Origin of the sequence: Umezawaea sp. (assembly GCF_036375055.1) — a bacterium.
Classification (GTDB): domain Bacteria; phylum Actinomycetota; class Actinomycetes; order Mycobacteriales; family Pseudonocardiaceae; genus Umezawaea.
The window spans coordinates 26,204-45,967 of sequence record NZ_DASUSQ010000120.1; the positions used below are offsets into that span (position 1 = coordinate 26,204).

The 19,764-nt window shown below is 72.7% G+C and carries 19 protein-coding genes; 5 read left to right on the forward strand and 14 right to left on the reverse strand.

Features of this window, described 5'->3' with window-relative positions; genetic code table 11:
* The first annotated feature begins 27 nt into the window (after positions 1–27).
* The 3 genes from VFZ92_RS30160 to VFZ92_RS30170 all read left to right on the forward strand — a co-directional run bounded on the left by VFZ92_RS30160 (position 28) and on the right by VFZ92_RS30170 (position 2,817).
* A complete protein-coding gene (locus VFZ92_RS30160) occupies positions 28–1,473 on the forward strand; it encodes a serine/threonine-protein kinase (protein ID WP_330879464.1) in 1,446 nt (481 codons plus the stop codon).
* 6 nt (positions 1,474–1,479) lie between these two features.
* A complete protein-coding gene (locus VFZ92_RS30165; RefSeq protein ID WP_330879465.1) occupies positions 1,480–2,232 on the forward strand; it encodes a thymidine kinase in 753 nt (250 codons plus the stop codon).
* 240 nt (positions 2,233–2,472) lie between these two features.
* Positions 2,473–2,817 carry an RNA polymerase-binding protein RbpA gene (locus tag VFZ92_RS30170; protein WP_106194336.1) on the forward strand — a complete coding sequence of 115 codons (345 nt, stop codon included), beginning with the start codon at positions 2,473–2,475 and terminating at the stop codon, positions 2,815–2,817.
* A 125-nt stretch (positions 2,818–2,942) separates the two neighbouring features.
* Here the strand turns inward: VFZ92_RS30170 and VFZ92_RS30175 are convergent, their stop codons facing one another.
* Both VFZ92_RS30175 and lnt read right to left on the reverse strand, forming a co-directional pair.
* The gene (locus VFZ92_RS30175; RefSeq protein ID WP_330879466.1) at positions 2,943–3,734 is read right to left on the reverse strand and encodes a polyprenol monophosphomannose synthase; all 792 of its coding nucleotides are present in this window, start codon (positions 3,732–3,734) and stop codon (positions 2,943–2,945) included.
* Entirely contained in the window at positions 3,709–5,328 is a 1,620-nt protein-coding gene (gene lnt, locus VFZ92_RS30180; protein WP_330879467.1) for an apolipoprotein N-acyltransferase, read from the reverse strand. The genes VFZ92_RS30175 and lnt overlap by 26 nt, the downstream gene beginning before the upstream one ends.
* A 132-nt stretch (positions 5,329–5,460) precedes the next feature.
* On the opposite strand from lnt, the gene VFZ92_RS30185 reads away from it, so the two are divergent.
* Positions 5,461–5,649 carry a PspC domain-containing protein gene (locus tag VFZ92_RS30185; RefSeq protein WP_330879468.1) on the forward strand — a complete coding sequence of 63 codons (189 nt, stop codon included), beginning with the start codon at positions 5,461–5,463 and terminating at the stop codon, positions 5,647–5,649.
* 4 nt (positions 5,650–5,653) lie between these two features.
* On the opposite strand, the gene VFZ92_RS30190 is transcribed toward VFZ92_RS30185, so the two are convergent.
* From VFZ92_RS30190 to VFZ92_RS30210, 5 genes are read right to left on the reverse strand one after another with little or no spacing between them, the layout of a single operon-like run.
* Positions 5,654–6,937, reverse strand: a complete 1,284-nt coding sequence (locus tag VFZ92_RS30190) for a transporter (protein ID WP_330879469.1) — start codon at positions 6,935–6,937, stop codon at positions 5,654–5,656.
* Between the two features lie 3 nt (positions 6,938–6,940).
* Positions 6,941–7,471, reverse strand: a complete 531-nt coding sequence (locus tag VFZ92_RS30195; protein WP_330879470.1) for a hypothetical protein — start codon at positions 7,469–7,471, stop codon at positions 6,941–6,943.
* On the reverse strand, positions 7,468–9,615 hold the full coding sequence (locus tag VFZ92_RS30200; RefSeq protein WP_330879471.1) for a hydantoinase/oxoprolinase family protein: 2,148 nt from the start codon (positions 9,613–9,615) through the stop codon (positions 7,468–7,470). Before VFZ92_RS30200 ends, VFZ92_RS30195 begins: the two co-directional genes overlap by 4 nt.
* 31 nt (positions 9,616–9,646) lie before the next feature.
* Complete coding sequence (locus tag VFZ92_RS30205; protein ID WP_330879472.1) at positions 9,647–11,269, reverse strand: FAD-dependent oxidoreductase; 1,623 nt, start codon at positions 11,267–11,269, stop codon at positions 9,647–9,649.
* On the reverse strand, positions 11,266–12,261 hold the full coding sequence (locus VFZ92_RS30210; protein ID WP_330879473.1) for a LacI family DNA-binding transcriptional regulator: 996 nt from the start codon (positions 12,259–12,261) through the stop codon (positions 11,266–11,268). Before VFZ92_RS30210 ends, VFZ92_RS30205 begins: the two co-directional genes overlap by 4 nt.
* Positions 12,262–12,436: 175 nt before the next feature.
* On the opposite strand from VFZ92_RS30210, the gene VFZ92_RS30215 reads away from it, so the two are divergent.
* The gene (locus VFZ92_RS30215) at positions 12,437–13,426 is read left to right on the forward strand and encodes a hypothetical protein (protein WP_330879474.1); all 990 of its coding nucleotides are present in this window, start codon (positions 12,437–12,439) and stop codon (positions 13,424–13,426) included.
* Here the strand turns inward: VFZ92_RS30215 and VFZ92_RS30220 are convergent.
* Genes VFZ92_RS30220 through VFZ92_RS30250 form a run of 7 tightly spaced genes read right to left on the reverse strand, consistent with a single transcriptional unit; the run spans position 13,372 to position 19,542 of the window.
* Positions 13,372–14,241: a protein phosphatase 2C domain-containing protein gene (locus VFZ92_RS30220; protein WP_330879475.1), complete on the reverse strand. Its 870-nt coding sequence runs from the start codon at positions 14,239–14,241 to the stop codon at positions 13,372–13,374. The genes VFZ92_RS30215 and VFZ92_RS30220 overlap by 55 nt on opposite strands.
* A 4-nt stretch (positions 14,242–14,245) precedes the next feature.
* Positions 14,246–14,713, reverse strand: coding sequence for a GNAT family N-acetyltransferase (locus tag VFZ92_RS30225; protein WP_330879476.1), 468 nt, complete (start codon positions 14,711–14,713; stop codon positions 14,246–14,248).
* On the reverse strand, positions 14,710–15,084 hold the full coding sequence (locus tag VFZ92_RS30230; protein ID WP_330879477.1) for a GntR family transcriptional regulator: 375 nt from the start codon (positions 15,082–15,084) through the stop codon (positions 14,710–14,712). Before VFZ92_RS30230 ends, VFZ92_RS30225 begins: the two co-directional genes overlap by 4 nt.
* A gap of 16 nt (positions 15,085–15,100) precedes the next feature.
* Complete coding sequence (locus VFZ92_RS30235) at positions 15,101–15,424, reverse strand: hypothetical protein (protein WP_330879478.1); 324 nt, start codon at positions 15,422–15,424, stop codon at positions 15,101–15,103.
* A 12-nt stretch (positions 15,425–15,436) separates the two neighbouring features.
* On the reverse strand, positions 15,437–16,834 hold the full coding sequence (locus tag VFZ92_RS30240; protein WP_330879479.1) for a High-affinity nickel-transporter: 1,398 nt from the start codon (positions 16,832–16,834) through the stop codon (positions 15,437–15,439).
* The gene (locus VFZ92_RS30245) at positions 16,831–18,123 is read right to left on the reverse strand and encodes a tetratricopeptide repeat protein (RefSeq protein ID WP_330879480.1); all 1,293 of its coding nucleotides are present in this window, start codon (positions 18,121–18,123) and stop codon (positions 16,831–16,833) included. Before VFZ92_RS30245 ends, VFZ92_RS30240 begins: the two co-directional genes overlap by 4 nt.
* A gap of 57 nt (positions 18,124–18,180) precedes the next feature.
* On the reverse strand, positions 18,181–19,542 hold the full coding sequence (locus tag VFZ92_RS30250) for a DUF4331 domain-containing protein (RefSeq protein WP_330879481.1): 1,362 nt from the start codon (positions 19,540–19,542) through the stop codon (positions 18,181–18,183).
* Positions 19,543–19,764 lie beyond the last annotated feature (222 nt).

Consider the following 19,764-nt stretch of genomic DNA (forward strand, 5'->3'; position numbering starts at 1 on the left):
CGCCTCCCTCCGGGGGACCTCATGGCGGTGATCCTTGATCAGGCGGATCTGCTGGCAGGCAGGTACAAGCTGCTCGACCGCATCGGGTCGGGCGGCATGGGTGTCGTGTGGGCGGCCGACGACCGCCTCCTGCGCAGACAGGTGGCCATCAAGGAGGTCCACCCCGATCACGAGGAGCGGATGCGCCGCGAGGCGCAGGTCGGGGCGAAGGTGTGCCACCCGAACGTGGTCACCGTCTACGACCTGGTCTACGAGGACGGCAAGCCGTGGCTGGTGATGCGGCTGGTGCGGTCGCGGTCGCTGGCCGCGGTGCTCGCCGACGACGGGCCGATGCGGCCCAGCCGGGCGGCACTCATGGGGCGGCAGCTGCTGGCGGGCCTGGAGGCGGTGCACGCCCAGGGGGTCGTGCACTGCGACGTGAAGCCGGGCAACGTGCTGCTCGACGACCGCGAGGACGCCTACCTGACGGACTTCGGGATCGCCGCCGACACCGGGACGCGGATGGTCGGCACGCTCTTCGGAGCGCCCTCCTACATCGCGCCGGAACGGGCCCGCGGGCTGCCGATGGGGCCCGCCTCGGACCTCTGGTCGCTCGGCGCGACGCTCTACGCCGCCGTCGAGGGCAGGCCGCCGCTGGACCGCGGCGACCCGCTGTCGACCGTGACCGCGATCGTCTCCGAGAAGCCGGAGCCCCCGGTGCACGCGGGCGGCCTGCGTCCCGTGATCGACGGGCTGCTGGCCCCCGACCCCGCGGACCGGCCGGGCGGGGAGGAGTTGGAACGGCTGCTGCGGCACGTGTCGGACAGCGGCGCCGAGTCCACGCTCGTCCGCCCGAGGCCGGTCGAGCCGCTGGGCGACACCTCGACGTCGATCCCGCTCCCCCGGCCCGTGGTCGAACTCTCGCTGCCGCGGCACGCGGCTCCGGGCGTCGGACCCGCGTCGACCACCTCGCCCCGGCACAGCGCGGACGAGGCCCCGCCCGAGCCCCGGCCGCGCGACAACCCGACCGCCGCCATCCCGCTCGGGCGCCCGCCGCTGGCGCACCGGACGCCGCTCGTGCTGCTCGGCCTCACGGCCGGGATCGCGGCGGGGCTGCTGTGGTTCGGCGGCCAGGGACCCGTGCCCGGAACGCCCTCCGGCCCTCCCGCCGTGTCGTCGTCCGGGGAGCCCGCGCCCGAGCCCGAGGCGGCGGCCGACGCGGTGGCCGTCCAGCCGTCCGACGCGCCCGCTGCCAAGCCGGTGGCACAAGCACCTGCACAGGCACCTGCACGAGCAGCGGAGGCGTTCAGCGGCCCGACCAGCACCCCGGAAACGACCACACCCGTCGTGAACAGCACCGAAGCCCCGCCGGAGACCACGACGGCCGAGGTGACCACGACCGCCGTCGAGCCGACGACGGCGCCCGAGACGACCGGGGCCGAGCCCTCGACGGCCCCACCGAGCGGACCCTCGGAGGTCGAACCACTAGGGTGACCCGCCGTGGAAGCGCCCCCGTCATCCCAGGACCCCACCGATGCCCTGTCCGCGGTCCCCGTGGCAGGCTCACGCCGGTCCGCGCCCGTGGTCGGTCACCTGAAGTTCTACTTCGGGCCGATGGACTGCGGGAAGTCGACGCTGGCGTTGCAGATCGACCACAACAACTCCCGGCAGGGTCGTCGGGGGTTGCTGCTCGTGCGCCACGACCGCTCGGGCAAGCCCCAGATCTCCAGCCGCATCGGGATCGCCCACGAGGCCGTCGAGGTCTCCGACGGCGACCTGAGGCTGCTGGTGCGCGCGCAGTGGGCGCTCGGGCAGCGGGTGGACTACCTGATCGTCGACGAGGCCCAGTTCCTATCACCCGTTCAGGTGGAACAGCTGGCGGAGTTGGCGGACGACGTCCAGGTCGACATCTACTGCTTCGGACTCGCCACGGATTTCCGCGGCGAGATGTTCCCCGGCTCCCGACGGCTCTTCGAACTGGCCGACGATCTGCACGCGATCCAGGTCGAAGTTCTGTGCTGGTGCGGTCTACCAGGGCGTTTCAACGCTCGGGTGCGGGCCGGACGGGTGATTCGGGCCGGGGACACCGTCATGGTGGCGGACACGGAGCAGATGCGGCCTGACACGGAGCGTGGCAGTGTCCCAGAACACACTGAAACTACCGTGCGCTACCAAGTGCTGTGCAGGCGCCACTTTCGGCTAGGCGACCTGGGACCGGATGTAGCCCAAAGTGGTCAGCTTAGGCTGGCGTAGGCGCACGCTGACGAGGGGTACTGCTCCATTCGTGTGACGAACTCACACGGTAGCTTGATAACGCGTCACGATCCTGGCGCGATTGCATCCCTTAGTAGGAAGCCTTCGTTGACGGGTGAAAGACGTCACTGTGGGCGACCATGACCGTATACCGGGGAACGAACGGACCAATCCGTACGTTGCACTCGGTGAGCAAGAAGCCTGGGCCCCGGCCCTGAGGCCGAGCGAAAGGACAGCGCCATGGCCGACCGCGTTCTACGTGGCAGCCGGCTCGGAGCAGTCAGCTACGAGACGGACCGCAACCACGACCTAGCCCCGCGCCGTGTCGCGCGGTTCGCCTGCCCCAAGGGGCATGACTTCGAGGTCCCCTTCTCCGACGACGCCGAACTGCCTCCGACCTGGGAATGCCGCCTCCACGGCACCGAGTCGAAGATCATCGACGGAGTCGAGCCGGAAGCCAAGAAGATCAAGCCCCCGCGCACGCACTGGGACATGCTCCTGGAGCGTCGGACCATCCCCGAGCTGGAGGAGCTGCTCGACGAGCGCCTCGAAGAGCTGCGCGGACGGCGTACCCGCACCGCCTGACCCAGGCGCGCAGAGCCACGAGGGGCCGCCCACCGGAGATCCGGTGGGCGGCCCCTCGTCGGCGTTCTGGAACGTCCGTGACGCCCGCCGGGACCGGAGAGGACCCGGCGGGGTTCCCGCGCGGCCTAGCTGCCGCTGGGCGTCTTGGCCTTCGGGGCGAAGACGTTCTTGAGCTGGGTGCCGCGGCGACGCAGCCCCCACTTGGTGACCCTGATCAGGGCCTCGCGGACGACGTTGCCGCTCATCTTCGACTCGCCGATGATCCGGTCGGTGAAGGTGATCGGGACCTCGACGATCCGGAAGCCCAGCTCGTGGGTGCGCCACGACAGGTCGATCTGGAAGCAGTAGCCCGAGGACGCCACGTTGTGCAGCTTGAGCTTGCGCAGCACCTCCGCGCGGTACACGCGGAACCCGGCCGTGATGTCCTTGATCGGCGCGCCGAGGGCGATCCGCGAGTACAGGTTGGCGCCCCGCGAGAACACCTCCCGCGACTTCGGCCAGTTCACGACGCTGCCGCCGGTCACGTAGCGCGACCCGATCACCAGGTCCGCCCCCGCCGCCGCGTCGAGCATCCTGGGCAGGTCCTCGGGCGCGTGGGAGCCGTCCGCGTCCATCTCGACGAGGAACGCGTAGCCGCGCTCCAGGCCCCAGCCGAAGCCCGCGACGTACGCCGCGCCGAGCCCGGCCTTCTCCGTGCGGTGCAGCACGTGGACGCGCTCGTCCGCCGCCGCCATCTCGTCCGCGACCTGCCCTGTTCCGTCGGGGCTGCCGTCGTCGACCACGAGGGCGTGCACCTCGGGCAGGGCTGCGTGCAGCCGCTTGACGATCGTCCCGATGTTGTCCCGCTCGTTGTAGGTCGGGATCACCACCAGCACCGGCCCGAGCTCGCGGTCAGGCTGCGCCTGCTGGTCCGCCATCCGTGTCCTCCTCGCCGGGGCCCACCTCGGGCTCCGGACGCGCTACTCGTCGTGTGTGGGTCAAGCTGAACGCCACGGCCAGGAGCCCCAGTGCGGACATCACCCACTCGGGCCAAGCACCAAGCCGAGTGGCCAGCGTAGTCTGCCCGCGCAGCGGCAACCTCTCGACCAGTGCCGCGGGGGTGAACAGACCGGTCTTCCGGGTGACGGACCCGTCGGGCGAGACCATGGCGCTGACCCCGCTGGTGGCGGCCACGACGACCGCCCGGCCGTGCTCGACGGCCCGGACGCGGGACATGGAAAGCTGCTGGTAGGTCATCTCGGTGTACCCGAAGGTGGCGTTGTTCGTGGGGATGGCGATCAGGTTCGCGCCGGTCCGGACGTTCTCCCGGACGATCTCGTCGAACGCGACCTCGTAGCACGTGTCCAGCGACACCTTCGCCGGTCCCATCACGAACCCGTCCGGGTCGGTGCCCGGTTGGAAGTTGTTCGCCCGGTCGACCAGCTTGCTGAAGATCCGGAAGAACGACCGGTAGGGCATCGTCTCGCCGAACGGCTGGAGCTTGCGCTTGGTGTAGGTGTCGATCGGGCCGCGCTCCGGGTCCCACAGGACGACGGTGTTGCGCGGCAGGTTGTCGTCGCCGATCACGACCGCGCCGACCGCGATGGGGGCGTTGATCGTCCGGGCGGCCAGCTGGATGCGCAGGGCGGCGTCGGCGTTGCGGAACGGGTCGATGTCGGAGGAGTTCTCCGGCCAGATGACCAGGTCGGGCTGGGGCTGCCTGCCCTCGCGGACGTCCTCGGCGAGCTCCAGGGTCCGGTTGACGTGGTTGTCGAGCACGGCGCGGCGCTGGGAGTTGAAGTCGAGGCCCGCCCTGGGCACGTTGCCCTGGATGGCGGCCACGACGGCCGTGCCCTCGCTCGCGTCCGTGCCGACCAGGCCGGTGGCGGCCGGTCCCGCCGCGAGCGGGACGACGACCAGCAGGGCGGGGACGAGCGGCCGGGCGCGGAGGTTCCGCACGACCGCGGCGAGCCCGAAGCCGGTCAGGGCGACGGCGAACCCGACCAGCGGGGCGCCGCCGACGGCGGCCAGCGGCAGGTACCAGCCCTCCGGCTGGCCGAAGGCGATCTTGCCCCACGGGAAGCCGCCGAACGGGAACACACCCCGCAGCAGTTCGTCGGCCACCCACAGCAGCGCGGCCCACAGCGGTGCGAGCGGCAGCTTCGAGACCACCGCGATGGCCGCGGTGCCCACGCCGATCAGGGCCGCGCAGGCGAGGCTCAGGGGCAGCCACGCGACCGGTCCGACGAACTCGCCGGTCCAGGCCAGCAGCGGGACCAGGAACCCCAGGCCGAACAGCACGCCGTGGCCGAGGCCCGCCCGCGCGCGACGGCCGTGCAGGACCCAGCCGAGCAGGGCGAAGCCGAGCGGGGCGAGCCACCAGACGGTGCGCGGGGGGAAGCTCAGGTAGACCAGCACGCCCCCGCCCGAGGACAGGAGCATCCGGAGCAGGAGACCGCGGACGTCGCGGCGAGGGCGGCTGGGCGGGGTTTCGGCGGCGGGCGTGTCCGACGCCACGGGAGTTGCGACCACCGGGTGAGCGTACGAGCCCGGGGTCACGGCCCGGTGAGGCCGGGCCGCGACCCCTCGCGGGGTGGGACCCCGGAGTGGGAAATCAGGGTTCTCACCGATGCACGCGCTCCGCGGCGCGGGCACTGTTGAGTCATGACATCAACGTTGACGAGGCCCCAGCACAAGAAGGTCATCGCCGGTGTGTGCGCCGGTCTCGCCGATCGGTTCGGCGTGAAGCCGAACACCGTGCGGCTGATCTTCGTCCTGTCCTGCCTGCTCCCCGGTCCGCAGTTCGTGGTCTACCTCGTCCTGTGGTTCATGATGCCGAAGGCCGCCTACTGAGCCGCTAGGTCAGGTGGAGCGCCGCGGTCAGCACCAGTCCGCCGATCGCGATGAGCCACGTGTACGGCAGGGTCGAGGCCATCACCCTCTCCGGCCGCACACCCGCGTACTGCGCGCTCCACACGGTCTGGGTGCTCGTCGGGTCCGAAACGCCGAGCACCTGGCCGTAGGAGGCCATCAGGCCGAGCACCGCCGTGGACGGGTAGATGCCGCCAGACACCAGGACACCCGCGACGCCCGCGCCGAGGCCGTAGACGTTGAACGGGCCCCGGTACAGGCACAGCGGCACCAGCGCGGCGAACACCAGCACGAACAGCACGGTCCCGGACGGGCTCAGCGCCGACACGATCGGCGTCAGGGCGCTGACCGCTCCGGGCAGCCGCACCGCCGAGAGCAGCACGCCGATGGCGACGAACAGCACGATCGGCGGCGCGGCGACGTCGAACGCCCGGTAGAGCGAGCGCAGCGCGCGTTCGCCGAGCTTGCCGGGCCGGGTCGTGGTGACCAGCGCGTACACGACTCCCGCGAGCAGTGACGGCACGATCGGCACGTGCAGGCCGAGGGCCAGCACGATCGGCACGAGCGGGGCGGCCAGCGCGTACCAGGGGGCGTCGCCGCGCCGGACCCTGGCCGAGGGCGGCTTGGCGTCGAGCCGGACCGCCCAGGCGTGCCTGGCCCCGTGGCGGCGGGTCTCGACCAGGATGTAGAGCAGGCTGCCGACGAGCACGATCGGGAACAGCGTGAGCTGGAACGACCGCACCTGCTCGATCGGGATCTTGATCGCGTCGGACAGGAACTGCCAGCCGATCAGGTCCAGCGGGAGGCCGGTGGCGATGCCCATGAGCACCGTGCCACCGGCCACCACGGGCCGGACGCCGACGGCGATCATGGCGGGGATGCCGACGACGCCCGCGAGCATGGCGGCGGGCGCCGAGCCGGTGATGCTGCCGCACAGGACCGCCACGGAGTAGACGCCGAGCGCGACCACGGCAGGCCGCTCCCCGCCGAACTCCACGATCTTGCGGACGAGCGTGGACGCGATGCCGGTGTCCTCCATGAGCGTGCCCAGCCACGAGCCGAGCAGCACCGCGATCATCGTCGCGGCCAGCAGCGTCGACCCGGTTTGCAGGACGGTCGTGCCGACGCTGTTCTTGTCGCCCAGCACGGTGGCCCCCGCCAGCAGCGCGATGACGACCGCCATCAGGCCGAGCGCGAACGCGGTGGGCAGCACGCGGGTGAGCATCAGGACGACCCCGACGGCCATCACGGCCAGGATTGCGTATCCCACGGGTCAACCTCCGAGTTCGGCTAGTGCGGCGGAGAGCTGGAGGGGGCTGCGCCGCAGGCCGCTGGCGCGGTGGGCGTAGCGGTGGGCGACGACCTCGTCGGCGCCCACGACGTGGCCGCGGACCCGGAGCGGGCCGACGCGGCAGACGACGTGGTCCAGGCGGTGGCGCAGTTCGCGCGCCAGTCCGCCGTGCAGGCGGTGGTGCACGACCTCGTGCGCGACGGCGGCGGCGCGCAGCGCGGCGGGCGTGACGTCGGTCCAGCCCTTGCGGGCGGCGACGTCGGCGAGCAGCGCGAGGCTGTCGGTGTGGACGGTCACGGTGCGCGTGCGGGCGTGGTACTCGGCGAGGGTCACGACGTCCTCCGCCACGCCGTTCGCCTCCTCGACCACGGTCACGTCCGGGTCCTCCAGGGGCAGTTCGTCGCCGAACGCGAGCGCGGCCACCGCCCAGGAGCGGAGCTGCTCCTCGGTCCGGTTCTCGTGGGTGGGCGTGGCCCTCAGCAGCGCCACGGCCAGGTCCTCGTCGGTGCTCATCCGCGGTCCTCCAGGATCGCGACCAGCGGCTCGTCCGGTGTGCGGGACTTGAGCTCCGCGCCGATCAGGGCCACGAGCTGGTCGCGGTCGAGCACCCCGGACAGGTCGGCGATCTTCGGGCCGACCAGCAGCCACACGGCGGGCGCGCGGCTGCCGCCGTCGCCGACGCGGGTGTGCTCGTCGACGAGCCTGGTGAGCGTCCCGGACGCCTCGCCGACGCTCGTGCGCTCCACGTGCGCGTTCGCGCTGTGCAGCCGGACCACGCCGTCGACGTCGACCACCCGCACGTGCTGGGCGACCGGCCGGAACCGGCCGAGGAACCCCTTCGGCCTGCTGCGCGCGCCCAGCGCCCGGTGGTGGCCGGTGCGGGCGAGTTCGCTGACCTCGCTGCCGGGCACGCCCAGCGTGCGGGCGACGTCGGCCAGCACCTCGTCGTCGTCCACCACGGCCGCGCGGTCCTTGGTCCGCAGCTCCGTCGCGCCGGTGGCGACGGCGAGGATCAGGTTGCGCTGCGGGTCGACCGTCACGTCGACCTCCACCCCCGCCGGGTCGGCGCCCTGCGCGATGACCGCCTGCTCGGCCTGGGCGCGCACGGCCAGGACGTCGGTGTGCGACGGGTTGGGCACGATCTTCTCGACCGACTCCCGGACCAGGGCGAGGGCGGCGCCGAGCGGGCTGATGACCTCGCTGTGCGCGGCGATCCGCCAGTCCAGTCCGGACTCGACGCCGAGGAACGGGGTGACCGAGGCGGCCCCTCCTCCCCCGCCGACGAGGCTCAGGGTCTCGCGGTCGAGCCCGTAGGCGTCGACGAGGTCGTCCACGACGGCCTTCACGGGCTTGACCGCCTGGCGCAGCACGGCCGTCGCCGCGTCCTCGGTGGACAGTCCGAGGGCCGCGGCCAGCGGTGCGACGGCCCGCCGCGCCGCTTCGGGGTCGCAGTGCGCGTAGCTGTCCGGCGGCACGACGCCGAGCGCGTTGGCCGCGCAGGTCGGGGTGAGCGCGTACCGCGTGCCGTCGGGGGTCTCCAGCGCCACGTAGTCCGCCGGGTCGCCCGGCTTCGGCGCGATGGTCACGAGCGTCGCGTCCGCCAGGGCCTTCGCGGGGGCGAAGCAGGCGTAGGCGAGGCCCGCGATGTGGGCGCTGCGGGGGCCGACCGCCCGGACGGTCGTGCCGTCGAGCCGGACCAGGGACCCGCCTCCGACGCCGACCGTGCGGACGTCCAGCGCGGGCAGGTACGTCTCGCGTCCGCCGAGGCGGGCGTGCCGGACCTGCACCCGGCCGCGGCGCACCACGCTGATGTCGGTGGACGTGCCCCCGGTCTCCAGGAACACGCCCTCGCTCAGCCGCTCCCCCATCAGCGCCCCCGCCACGCCCGCCGCCGGACCGCTCAGCGCCGTGAGCAGCGGTCGCCTCCGCATCTCCGGCAGCGACATCACGCCGCCGTCGCCGCGCATCACCATCAGCGGCGCGGTGATGCCCGCCGCCTCGACGCTGCGCTCGACCAGGTCGGCGGTCTCGACCATGCGCGGCATGATCCCGGCGTTGAGCACCGCCGTGCGGGCCCGCTTCGCCAGCCCGTACAGGCCGGTGATCTCGTGCGTCGCCGTCGCGAGCAGCCCCTGCGCACGGGCCTGGGCGACGACCGCCCGCTCGCCCAGCGGGTCGTCGACGCTGAACGGCTGCACCGCCACGACGACGTCCGCGCCCTCGTCCACGACCTTCGCCACGGCCGCCTTGACCTCGACCGGGTCCTCGGCGTCGCGCACCCCGGCGTACCGGATCGGCAGGCCCTTGCCGGGTGTGAGCTGGAGCTTCGCCAGGGATTTCAGCCTGCCGGTGGCCCACGACTCGAAGCCGCGGCCGACGCCGACCACGCCGACGGTGGCGACGTCGCCCTCCAGCAGCGCGTTGGTGGCCTGGGTGGTGCCGTGCGCCAGGAACGACACCGACGACGGGTCGATCCCGGTCTGCTCCTGGAGTTCGCGCAGCGCGGCCAGGATGCCGTGCGCGACCCCGTCGGGGTGGTCGTGGCTGGTGGGGACCTTGACCTGGCCGAGCAGGGCGAACGTCGTCGCGTCGACGGCCACGGCGTCGGTGAACGTGCCACCGACGTCGATGCCGATGCGAACGGGGTGTGGCGTCATTGCAAACACCTCCGGGGGAAGGTCGAGGGGGTCAGTAGCCGCGCACGTCGGGCCAGTGGCGTTCGACGCCCGCCTGGTCCAGGAGCTGGGCGAACTCGTCGTGCAGCTTGGTGTCGGTGCGGATCTGCCGCGGGGACTTGCCGCGGCGCAGGGCGAAGCCCGCGAGGTGGCCCGCGACCTCGCCGACGTTCCACTCGACCGGGTGGAGGCGGTAGCAGCCGTTGGTGATGTGCGTGGTGCCGATGTTCTTGCCCGCGGGGAGCAGGTTGTCGACCCGTTGCGGCAGGAGCGCGCCGAGCGGGATCTCGAAGGGGACGCTGGCGATGTCGACGTAGCCGTCACCGGAGGTGGAGGGGTGCAGGTCGATGCGGTAGCTGCCGATGCCGACGGAGTCGGCGTACCGGGTGCGCTCGCCGGGCCCGAGCAGGTCGAGGGACACGTCGTGCTCGGTGATCGTGGTGACCGCCCTGATGCGGCGGGACTCGCGGACGTACGCCGACTTCGCCAGGCCGTCGCGCGTGCCCATCACGTCGTGGCGCAGGCGCAGGCCGGGGAAGCCGGTGCCGCCGTCGACGCGCGGGGCCTCGGTCTGGAGCCAGTGCAGGACCGACAGGGAGAGCTGCTTGGCCTCGTCGTGGGCCTTCGCCACGGCCGCGGCGTCCACGTGGCCGTCGATCTCCAGCGCCGGGGACAGCCAGTAGTCGTTGAGCGGCCAGTTCACGAGGGTGATGTCGGAGTCGAACGCGCCGGGCTGGTGGACGCCGCGCGCGAGGATGCGGCGGAACGCCCACAGCTCCTTGTCGCCGGCGTCGGCGCTCTGGTCGGCGGTGATGGCCAGCGGGTCGGTGTCCGGGTTCGGCTCGAACGTCCTGGCGACCGGTTCGAGCGTGCGCGGGTCGGGGGCGGTGAAGCCGAGCAGCGGGCCGGGCCAGAACTCGGGCTGGTAGGCGCGCCAGAAGTCGTACGTCCGGGGCTTGTCGATCGTGTGGTCCTCGCCCGCGTGGTGCGACAGGGCGAAGCAGTAGGTGATGCCCTGGAGGTTGAGCGGGTCGGCGGTGTCGGGGGCGTGCGGCTCGTCGTGCTCGGCCCGCGACTCCGCGCCCACCACGTGCTCGACGCCCGCCATCGGCAGCAGGTCGCCGTTCTCGGTGGCGTCCAGCACGTAGTCGGCGCGCACCGTGGTCGCGTTGCCGTCGTCGTCGAGGAGGTCCACGGCGTCGACCGCGTCACCGGTGGTGTGCACGCCGGTCGGCCGGTGCCGCAGGAGCACGGTGATCCGCCCGGCGGAGCGGTGCGGCGCCAGCGCGGCCTCCAGCACGGCCAGCGCCACGCGCGGCTCGTGGCAGAGCTTGGAGACGCGGCCCGCGCCGGGGTTCAGCTCGGCCATCCGCATCGCCTCGGCGCGCAACGGGTAGTGCCTGCGGTAGTAGTCGCGGATGCCCTCGCGGACCCGCCGGTAGGACGCCGTGGCGCCGAACCGCTCGATCCACGGGTTCTCGTCCGGCGGCACGCCCTGCGCGGTGAGCTGGCCGCCGATCCAGTCGGTCTCCTCGGTGAGCACCACGCGGTGCCCGGCGCTCGCGGCGGCGAGCGCGGCGGCGACCCCGCCGAGCCCTCCTCCGACGACGAGGATCTCGGTGTCCAGTTCGGTCATGGGACGTCCTTCACGGTGGTTCCGGGCACGGGTACGCAGGGCAGGAGCTGGTGCGGGTCCTCCGGGTCGCCGGTGATCAGCTCCACCAGCAGTTCGACGGCGCGGCGGCCCATCTCGCGGCGCGGCACCTCGAAGCCGGTGACCTCGTCGCCGCCCTCCGGTGGTCGGCCGAGCACGGCGTAGGACAGGTCGGTGCCGTCGACGGCGGCGCGCACGGCGCGGTAGGCGGCGTCGGTGTCGGTCTCCTCGACCACGACCGCGGTGACGCCGTCCCGCCGCCACCGCTCGACGGCGGCGCGGTCCACGGCGGTGCGGACCACCTCGCAGTCGATCCCCGCGCCGGCCGCCGCCTCGACGACGCCGCGTTCGCGGTCGGTGGACGAGGGGGCGTCGTCGTCCTCGCGGACGTACCGGATCACCCGGTGGCCGTGGTCGACCAGCTGCCGGACGACGGCGGCGGAGGCGGCCACGTAGTCCGCGCCCACGAAGGGGATCCGGCCGTCCAGCTCGTCGCGGCGTCCTATGTAGACCAGCGGGAACCCGCTCTCGACCAGCTTCTCGATCGAGTCGACGGGCACGTGCCTGCCGAAGAACAGGCAGCCGTCGGCGATGCGGGTGCGCCGGATCGCCGACTCGTCGTGCGTGCGCTCGCCGCGGCCGTCGGCGCCGGTGAACAGGATCAGGTCCTGGCCCAGCGCCGCCGCCTGCTCCTCGACACCGACCAGGATCGGGTAGTAGGAGTCGGCGACGTCGGTCGGGAAGGTCGCCTTGAACGTGTAGAGCCCGAGCATGTGGTTGCGCTTGGACGCGAGCCGCGTGGCGACGGGGTCGGGCACGTAGCCGAGCTGCTCGGCGGCGGCGAGGACGCGCAGCCGGGTGTCCTCGGACAGGCGCACGCCGCCCTGGTTGCCGCCCAGGACGACGGAGACGGTGGCTTGCGAGACACCCGCCGACGCGGCGATGTCCGCCTGCCGAGGTGCGCGGCGCTTCATGGGTCCTCCCGGTGCCAATGCGGATTAGCGAGGAGAGTGGTGGTCTTCCCGGCACATGTCAAGAGTGCGGACGAATGCGCGTTTCCGCAGCACTAATACGTATTAGCACCTTGACGTCCCGCGCGGCGGGCCTCGACACTCGGCCAACCCCCCAACGGCGAGAGGGAGAACCACGATGACCGGAGAGATCGACCGCAGGACCCTGTTCCGGGCCGGAGCGGGCCTCGGCCTCGGAGTGGCGGTGACGTCGCTGGCGCCGGGTACCGCGTCGGCCGGACCCGCGGGGTTCCCGACCTACCGGTACGTCCGGACGGCGTTCGACAAGGGCTCGCTGAAGTACAACCCGACCAACGAGCTGATCTTCCCCACCATCCGCGGCACGGTCGGCCGCGTGGCGAACGCGCGGGGCCGGTTCTACCTGTACTACGCGCCCCACGACGCGCCGGGCGGCATCTGCCTCGCCTACGGCGACTCCCTGGAAGGGCCGTTCACCGAGTACCCGAACAACCCGATCGTGAAGCGGGACTGGGCGCCGCACTACTCGGTCTCGCACGTGTCGTCGGCGCACGTCCTGTGGAACACCGCCGCCAAGGAGATGTGGCTGTACTTCCACGGCGAGAACACCACGACGCGGCTGGCGCGGTCGAAGGACGGCATCACCTTCACCTACGACAAGGTCGTGCTGTCGACCTCGATGCTGCCGTCGGGGACGACCGAGACGTCCTACGCCAGGGTGTTCGAGCACAAGATCGCGTCACGCGGCGCGAACTACGTGATGGTGTTCATGATCAACACCACCGCGAACAAGCGGAACATCGGCTGGGGCTGGTCCGCGGACGGTCGCGACTGGACGTTCTCGCAGACGCCGCTGATCCGCGCGTCCGAGGTCGGCGCCACCGACGCCGCGGCCCCGTCGCTGGCCTACCGCAACGGGACGACCTACGTCGTGTTCCACACCAACCTCGGCACGATGCACCTGACCGAGGTCGGCAACGACTTCACCCGCAAGGTGCACCTCGGGGTGTTCCACCGGCCGCTGACGGGCGCGCCGGACCGGGGCCGGTCGGCCGCGCCGTCGTTCGGGACGGAGAACGGCGTCGAGTACATGTTCTACGAGGCGGGAGCGCGGCTGGAGGGCGCGATCGCCATCGCGCGCGCCGTGTGACCGCCCGGTGGGGCCGGTTCCGCCGGACCGGTCCCACCGCGGACCACCGTGGCGTCGTCGGACGCCTTGTTGCGCGGGAACCGCTCCCCCAGCGGGTCGGCCGCCTCGACCTCGCGGACCAGCCGCACGAGGTCGTCCGGCTGTGTGTCCAGCACGTCGGGCCACCGCAGGACGCCGAACGGGTCGACCGCGCGGGCCGCGCCGTCGGACAGCAGGGCGAACCGCCGCACGCCCGGCACCCGGCCGACGACCGCGTGCCGCGCCGCGTCCGGGGCCGCCGCCGCGATCCAGTACCCGCCGGGCCGGTTGCGGGCCGCGAGTTCGGCGTGCTTCATCCGCACCAGCGCCCCGGCCTTCTCCGGGGTGCCGATCGGGTGGGTGTCGGCGAGCACCCGCTCCTCGGACGCGGTGCGGCTCACCCGGTCGTCGGAGACGACGGTGGTCCCGGCCCCGGTGTCGAGCACGAGGGACACGTCGCCGAGGACCGCGTGCGCGAGGTGGTCGCCCTCGACCCGGACGACCCCGACGGCGGCGGACGGGGTGCCGGGGTGGGTGAGGTCGCAGTCCGGGTGGCGGGCCGCGACGCCGCGGATCGCCGCGGCCAGGGCCTCCGGCAGCGGGAGGGTCTCGTCGGACGCCTCGGCGACCAGTGCCGCCCCCAGGGCGCGGACGTACCAGACGACGCCGTGCCGGCAGCCCGTGCCGGTGCGCACGGTGGCCCCGTCCAGCACCACGACCAGGTGCGCGCTCGCGCTGAACCAGTCCTCGTTGGGAGCGGACGGGGTGCCGGGGGAGGTGGCGGCGCTGACGTGCACCCGCTCAGCCGATCGGCAGGCGGAGCTGGAGCGAGGCGGGCACGTAGCCGTGCGACTCGTAGAACCTGATCGCGGCCGTGTTCGACGCGAAGGCGTGGACGGTCACCTCGGTGACGCCCCGGTCGCGGGCCCACGCGGTGAACGCGCCGTTCAGGGCGGTGCCCAAGCCCCCGCCGCGCCGGGGTTCGGCGACCCGGACGCTCTCCAGCTCGGCTCCCACGACGGTCGGTCGGGTGGGGTTCGGGCCCTTCAACCGGCCCACCAGGTGACCGACGACCTGGTCGTCCACCACGGCCACCAGGCACAGCACGTCCGGGTCGGCGATGGCCGCGCCGTAGTGCTCGTGGCCGTGGCGCGCGGGCCACGTGGTGTCCACGTGCGGGTCGCGGGTGCCGCCGTCCTCGGCGAACAGCGCCGCGGCCGAGGCGACGACGGCCTCCAGGTCGGCGGCGGTCGCGGTGCGGACGGTCACGCGGGCTCCCCGTGGTACTGGTCGGCGAGCGCCGCGCGGACGATCTCGCCCGCCTCCTCGGCCGTGAGACCCACCTCGCGGACCGTCAGGGCGTAGGAGCGGGCGGCGCGGAGGGCGCGTTCGCGGCTCCGCTCGCCCGCCGCGCTGACCACGGTGCCCGCGCGGCCCCTCGTCTCGATCAGGCCCGCCTCCTCCAGTTCGCGGTAGGCGCGGGCGATCGTGTTGACCGCGAGCCCCAGGTCGGCCGCGAGCGCGCGGACCGTGGGCAGGCGTGCTCCCACGGCCAGTTCGCGGTTCGCGATGCGCCGGGCGAATTCCGCCCTCACCTGCTCGAACGGTGGGACGGGGGACTCCGGGTCGATGGTGATCACGGGGTGATCCTGGCAGCTACCCCAGGAGCTTCGCCACGTTGGCCTGGTCGGCGCCCAGGTCGACGTACACCGCGGCCCACGCCTTGTCGGCCTCGCTGGGGCCCGCGCCGTCGCAGTAGCCCTTCTTGCCGTGCGCCGTGTAGTAGCGCAGCACGGGGAGGACCTCGTCGGTGGGGCCACCGTCCTCGTTCGTGTAGTTCGGGCTCGGAGGAGCGGGCTGGTGCTTCATGCACGTCACGTCCGCCAACCCCTCGTCGTCGAACTTGACGCCCGCGGCTGTGGCGCCCTGGGTGCACCCCGCGAGCAACAAGAGGGCCGTGGCGATCAAGAACAGTTTCACGGTGGTCGTCTCCTAACCGATCAGTGCGCGGGTGGTGAGACCGAGGCCCACGACGAGCACCAGTGCGGCGGTGCTGAAGGGGGTGTACTCGGACAGCTTGCGGAGTCGTGCGGTGACCGCGAGGTTCTCCAGGCGGTCGCGGACCTTGATCAGCAGGAGGCCTGCGAGGGTGAGCACGGCGGCCATCCCGGCTCCGTAGGCCAGGACGAGGACGACGCCGAACCAGGTGCGGCCGAGCGCGACCGCGCCGAGCAGGACGATGAGCGCCGACGGGCTGGGCACGAGGCCGCCCGCGACTCCCATGCCGATCAGCCCGGCCCGGCCGTAGCGGGGACCGGCCGAGTGTCCGTGCCCGTGCCCGTGGCCGTGGCCGTGGCCATGTCCGTGCCCGTGGCCGTGGCCCGTCTCCTCGGTGGCGCCCGCGCGGCGGCGGCGCAGGGCGGAGGCCAGCAGGACGCCACCGATCACGGCGACCAGCAGGCCGCTGGCCGTGCCGAGCCAGCGGAGCACCTCGTCGCCCGCGAGCGCGCTGGACGCGCTGAGCAGCAGGCCCAGCACCAGTACGCCCGCGGTGTGGGTGAACGTCACGGTCGCGCCCACCAGGACGGCGTCGCGGCTGGTGCCCCGCCGCCCGGCCAGGTAGGCGGCCATCAGGGTCTTGCCGTGGCCGGGCAGCGCCGCGTGCGACGCGCCGAGCACCAGCGCGAGCAGCACGGCGAGCAGCCCGACGACCGGGGTCAGGTCGCGGGAGCCGATGAGGTCGTTGAACGCGGCCGTGGTGGCGTCGATGAACCCGATGCCGGTCCGCACGGGCGTGGTGCCCGACGCCGCGGCGGGTGTCCCCTCCCCCGGTTCGGCCTCCAGGGAGACCGAGCGGACGTCCATCGGCGTGGACAGCAGGTCCTCGGGGTACGCGCGCAGCTCGTCGGTGCCGCTGCTGGTCGGCACGTCGCCGAACAGCGCCACGCCGGTGCCGGTGGCGGTGATCTCCCGCCACCCCATCCGGTCGCCGAGGTAGGTGTCGCCGAACGTCAGCGCCACCCTGCCGTCGATCCGCAGCGGCGCGGTGAACTCGCACACCAGCCGCGTGGTCGCCAGGTCGGCCTGGCCCGGCGGGTGGGTGGCGGTGGCCGACGTCGTGGTGAACGCCAGCCGCTCACCGTCCGCGCGGGCGTCGAGCGCGGCCAGGACGTCGGCGCACTTGCGCGCGGCGTCCACCGGCCGGGGCTCCTGGAGCGTCGGGATCTCCGCGCTGTCCACGACGGACCGCACGTCGAGCCGGTCGGGGTGGAGCTGGAGCACGTCGGAGTGGTTGACGCTGAAGTTGCCCAGCGGGTGCGCCGCGGACACGCCGGAGCCGAGGACCAGCGCCAGTCCGAAAAGGACGACGAGCACCGCCGCGCGCCTCATCGGGCGCTCTCCAGGGCGGCGAGCGTGGTGCGCGCGACCGGGACGTGCAGCGGGGAGAAGTGCGGGTTCACCGACAGGGCCTCGGTCAGCGCGGCGTGCGCCTCGGGGCCGCGGCCGAGCGCGGCGAGGATCATGCCGCGGTGGAACGAGAAGGTGGCGTTGCGCCAGCCCAGCGCGGCGGCCCTGTCGGAGAACTCCAGCGCTTCGGCGTCGCGGCCGTTCACGTGCAGCGCCCAGGCCATCGCGTCGGCGGCGAGCACGCTCTGCCTGCGGCCCCACTCGGCCTGCGCGAGCGCCAGGGCTTCGGCAGGGTCGCCGTGGTCGGCGGCGACGGTGGTCAGGGTCAGGTCGTCGTTGGCGCCCTGGGCGGCGAGCAGCTTCTTCTGCTCGGCCAGCACGGCGTGCTGGGCGGCGGCCTCGGGGGCGCGCCCGGCCGCGGCCAGCAGTTCGGCGTACTCCAGCAGGTAGTGGGGTGCGGGGACCCGGCTGACGACCTGCCGGTACCCCTCCAGCGCCTCGTCGAGCCGCCCGCGGGCGCCCGCGACCTTGGCCCTGCCCTGCAAGGAGGTCACGTCCAGCGGGTTGAGCGCGAGACCCCGGTCGTACTGGTGGGCGGCCTCGTCCAGGTCGCCCCGGTTGAACGCCAGCTCGCCGAGGTAGTAGTGGCAGAACACGCGTTCGTCCGGTGTGGACGCAGCGGCGAGCGCGCGGTCGAGGGCGTCCCCGGCCTCGTCGATGCGGCCGTGGGTCTCGAAGTGGTAGGAGGCGCGGGTGAAGGAGGCGACACCGGGACGCAGGTCCAGCATCCGCTGGAGCGAGGCGGTGGCGGCGGCGTCGTCGCCGAGTTCGGTGTAGGCGTCGACGAGGACGCCGTGCACCTCGGCGGAGTCCGGCCGTACCTCCCGCGCCCTGAGGCCCCAGTCCCTGGCGGCGGCGAAGTCGTGGCGGGCGTTGGCGAGCGCGCCCTGCCCGAGCATCGCCTCGCCGTTGTCGACGGGCTTGATCTTCAGCGACTCCTCCAGCGCGCCCTGGGCCTTCACGTAGTAGGAGGGGTCGGCCCCGGCACGGGCCAGCTCGGTGTAGGTGGCGCCCAGCTCGGCCCACGTGCCCGCGTCCTCCGGTCGGGCGTGGAGCTTGTCGCGCAGCGCGGCCGTCCTGGTCTGGAGGGCGTTGGCGCGGCTCACCCCAGGGGCGGCCTCGGGGGTGCCGTCCGAGCGGGCCGCGTACGACACGGCCAGCACCGCGACGGCGACGGCCGCGGCGGACCACATCAGGTACTGGCGCTTCATGGCTCTTCCTCGGGCACTCCGAACCGGACGCGGGCGGCCGCGTCCGGCTCACGGTGGTCAGGGGGTGTTGACGGCCTTGTTGCGCGGTAGCCCGACGTAGGGGAAGTTCGGGGCGAAGGTCACGTCGTTGTGGTGCACCTTGTCCCCGGCGGCGAGGGCCTTGACCAGCTTGCCGCTGGCCGCCGCGCCTTCGAGCGCCTGGATCTCGATGTCCACGACGTCGTCGAACAGCCGACGCCCGTTGGGGAAGCCCTGCGTGTCACCGCCCAGCACACCGAGCCGGTTGGGCTGCGGGTTCGGCGCGATGGACATGTTGAGCCGCAGCTGCTCCGACGGCGCGAACCGCTTCGGGTCCACGTCGGCGTTGTCGAGCTGCGAGTTGAGGTCGACCTTGATCGGCCCGTTGGCCTTGGTGGTGATGCCGGTCAGGAAGATCTCCGCCAGGTCCGCGCGCGGTTCCGCGGGGGCCTTGATGCCGTAGATCTGCTCGATCAGCTTCGGCAGCTCGGGCTTGTTCACCCGGTCCAGCAGCGCCTGCACCTTGCCGTCGTTCACCGGCTCCAGGCCGTTGAACGCGTCCTTGATCCCGGCCGAGGAGACGACCTCGTTGACGAGCGGGTTGCCCAGTCGGGACACCTGCACGAACGGGCCCTCGGCCTTCGCCGCGCCCGGCGACAGGCGCAGGGTCTGGCGCTCGGTGTCGGCCCAGAGGCCGATGACCGGGTTGCGCTTGGCGTCACCCCTCAGCGCCAGCGCGTGCTTCGGGATCTGGAGGGCGATCGTGTTGACGTTGTAGCCCTTGAGCGTGTCCTGGCCGACCTCGGACAGGTTCGCGCCGTAGAGCAGGTCGAACACCCGCAGGTCGGCGAAGAACGGGTCGTCCGCCGGGCCCGCGTAGACCTGGCCGCCGCCCTGGAGCTTGGTGATCGCCTGGTCGCGCAACGGCTGGAAGTACGGCATGGACGCCGGTCCGACGATCGACGGCGCGACCTTGCCGTCCTTGACGAGGACCTTCCGGCCGCCCGCGTCGTCGATCTGCTCCAGCGTGTAGGTCTGGCGGAACAACAGGTTCTCGTCGTCCAGGGAGGACACGACGCCGTTGTTGTAGAGGAACGTGTCCGCGCCGCGCCGGTCGTCGGTCTTGAACGTCAGGCGGTAGATCAGGTCCGGCACGGCGTCGCCGTCGTTGTCGACGTTGACGTCGTAGTGCGCGTCGGCCGCCCACGGGTAGAAGTTGGGGCCGCCGTTGGGTTCCTGCAGACCGAACCAGTTCGCGATGAGCGTGACCGTGTCCGGTTTGTCGGGACTGGTGAAGGCGTACACGTCGGTGTTGTCCACCGCCGGGTCCGCCGCGATCAGCGGTGCTTCGCGGTGGCTGGAGGCCTCCGCCGCGGGTACCGCCGCCGCGACCGCGACCACGGCGGCGGCGATCGCACCGCGCCGTAATCGCTGTCTGTTGCTAGTTGGCATTGTCCTGCTCCCTTCCCACGGCGGGGATTCGGAAGCAGGACGCCCGCCGGTTCGGTCGTGATTGTGTTGTTACTCAGCGGCTTTCGGAGCGACGACGGTGCCGCGGGCACGCGTTACGACGATCGGCTCAGTCAGTACGTCCGCCGCCGAAGGTCCGCGTTCGGGCGCCGA

Bases quoted from the DNA above. Each gene is read 5' to 3' on its own strand.
- VFZ92_RS30170 (WP_106194336.1), top strand. From the start codon at position 2,473: ATGGCCGACCGCGTTCTACGTGGCAGCCGGCTCGGAGCAGTCAGCTAC.
- VFZ92_RS30175 (WP_330879466.1), bottom strand. From the start codon at position 3,734: ATGGCGGACCAGCAGGCGCAGCCTGACCGCGAGCTCGGGCCGGTGCTG.
- VFZ92_RS30185 (WP_330879468.1), top strand. From the start codon at position 5,461: ATGACATCAACGTTGACGAGGCCCCAGCACAAGAAGGTCATCGCCGGT.
- VFZ92_RS30195 (WP_330879470.1), bottom strand. From the start codon at position 7,471: ATGAGCACCGACGAGGACCTGGCCGTGGCGCTGCTGAGGGCCACGCCC.
- VFZ92_RS30200 (WP_330879471.1), bottom strand. From the start codon at position 9,615: ATGACGCCACACCCCGTTCGCATCGGCATCGACGTCGGTGGCACGTTC.
- VFZ92_RS30205 (WP_330879472.1), bottom strand. From the start codon at position 11,269: ATGACCGAACTGGACACCGAGATCCTCGTCGTCGGAGGAGGGCTCGGC.
- VFZ92_RS30210 (WP_330879473.1), bottom strand. From the start codon at position 12,261: ATGAAGCGCCGCGCACCTCGGCAGGCGGACATCGCCGCGTCGGCGGGT.
- VFZ92_RS30215 (WP_330879474.1), top strand. From the start codon at position 12,437: ATGACCGGAGAGATCGACCGCAGGACCCTGTTCCGGGCCGGAGCGGGC.
- VFZ92_RS30240 (WP_330879479.1), bottom strand. From the start codon at position 16,834: ATGAGGCGCGCGGCGGTGCTCGTCGTCCTTTTCGGACTGGCGCTGGTC.
- VFZ92_RS30245 (WP_330879480.1), bottom strand. From the start codon at position 18,123: ATGAAGCGCCAGTACCTGATGTGGTCCGCCGCGGCCGTCGCCGTCGCG.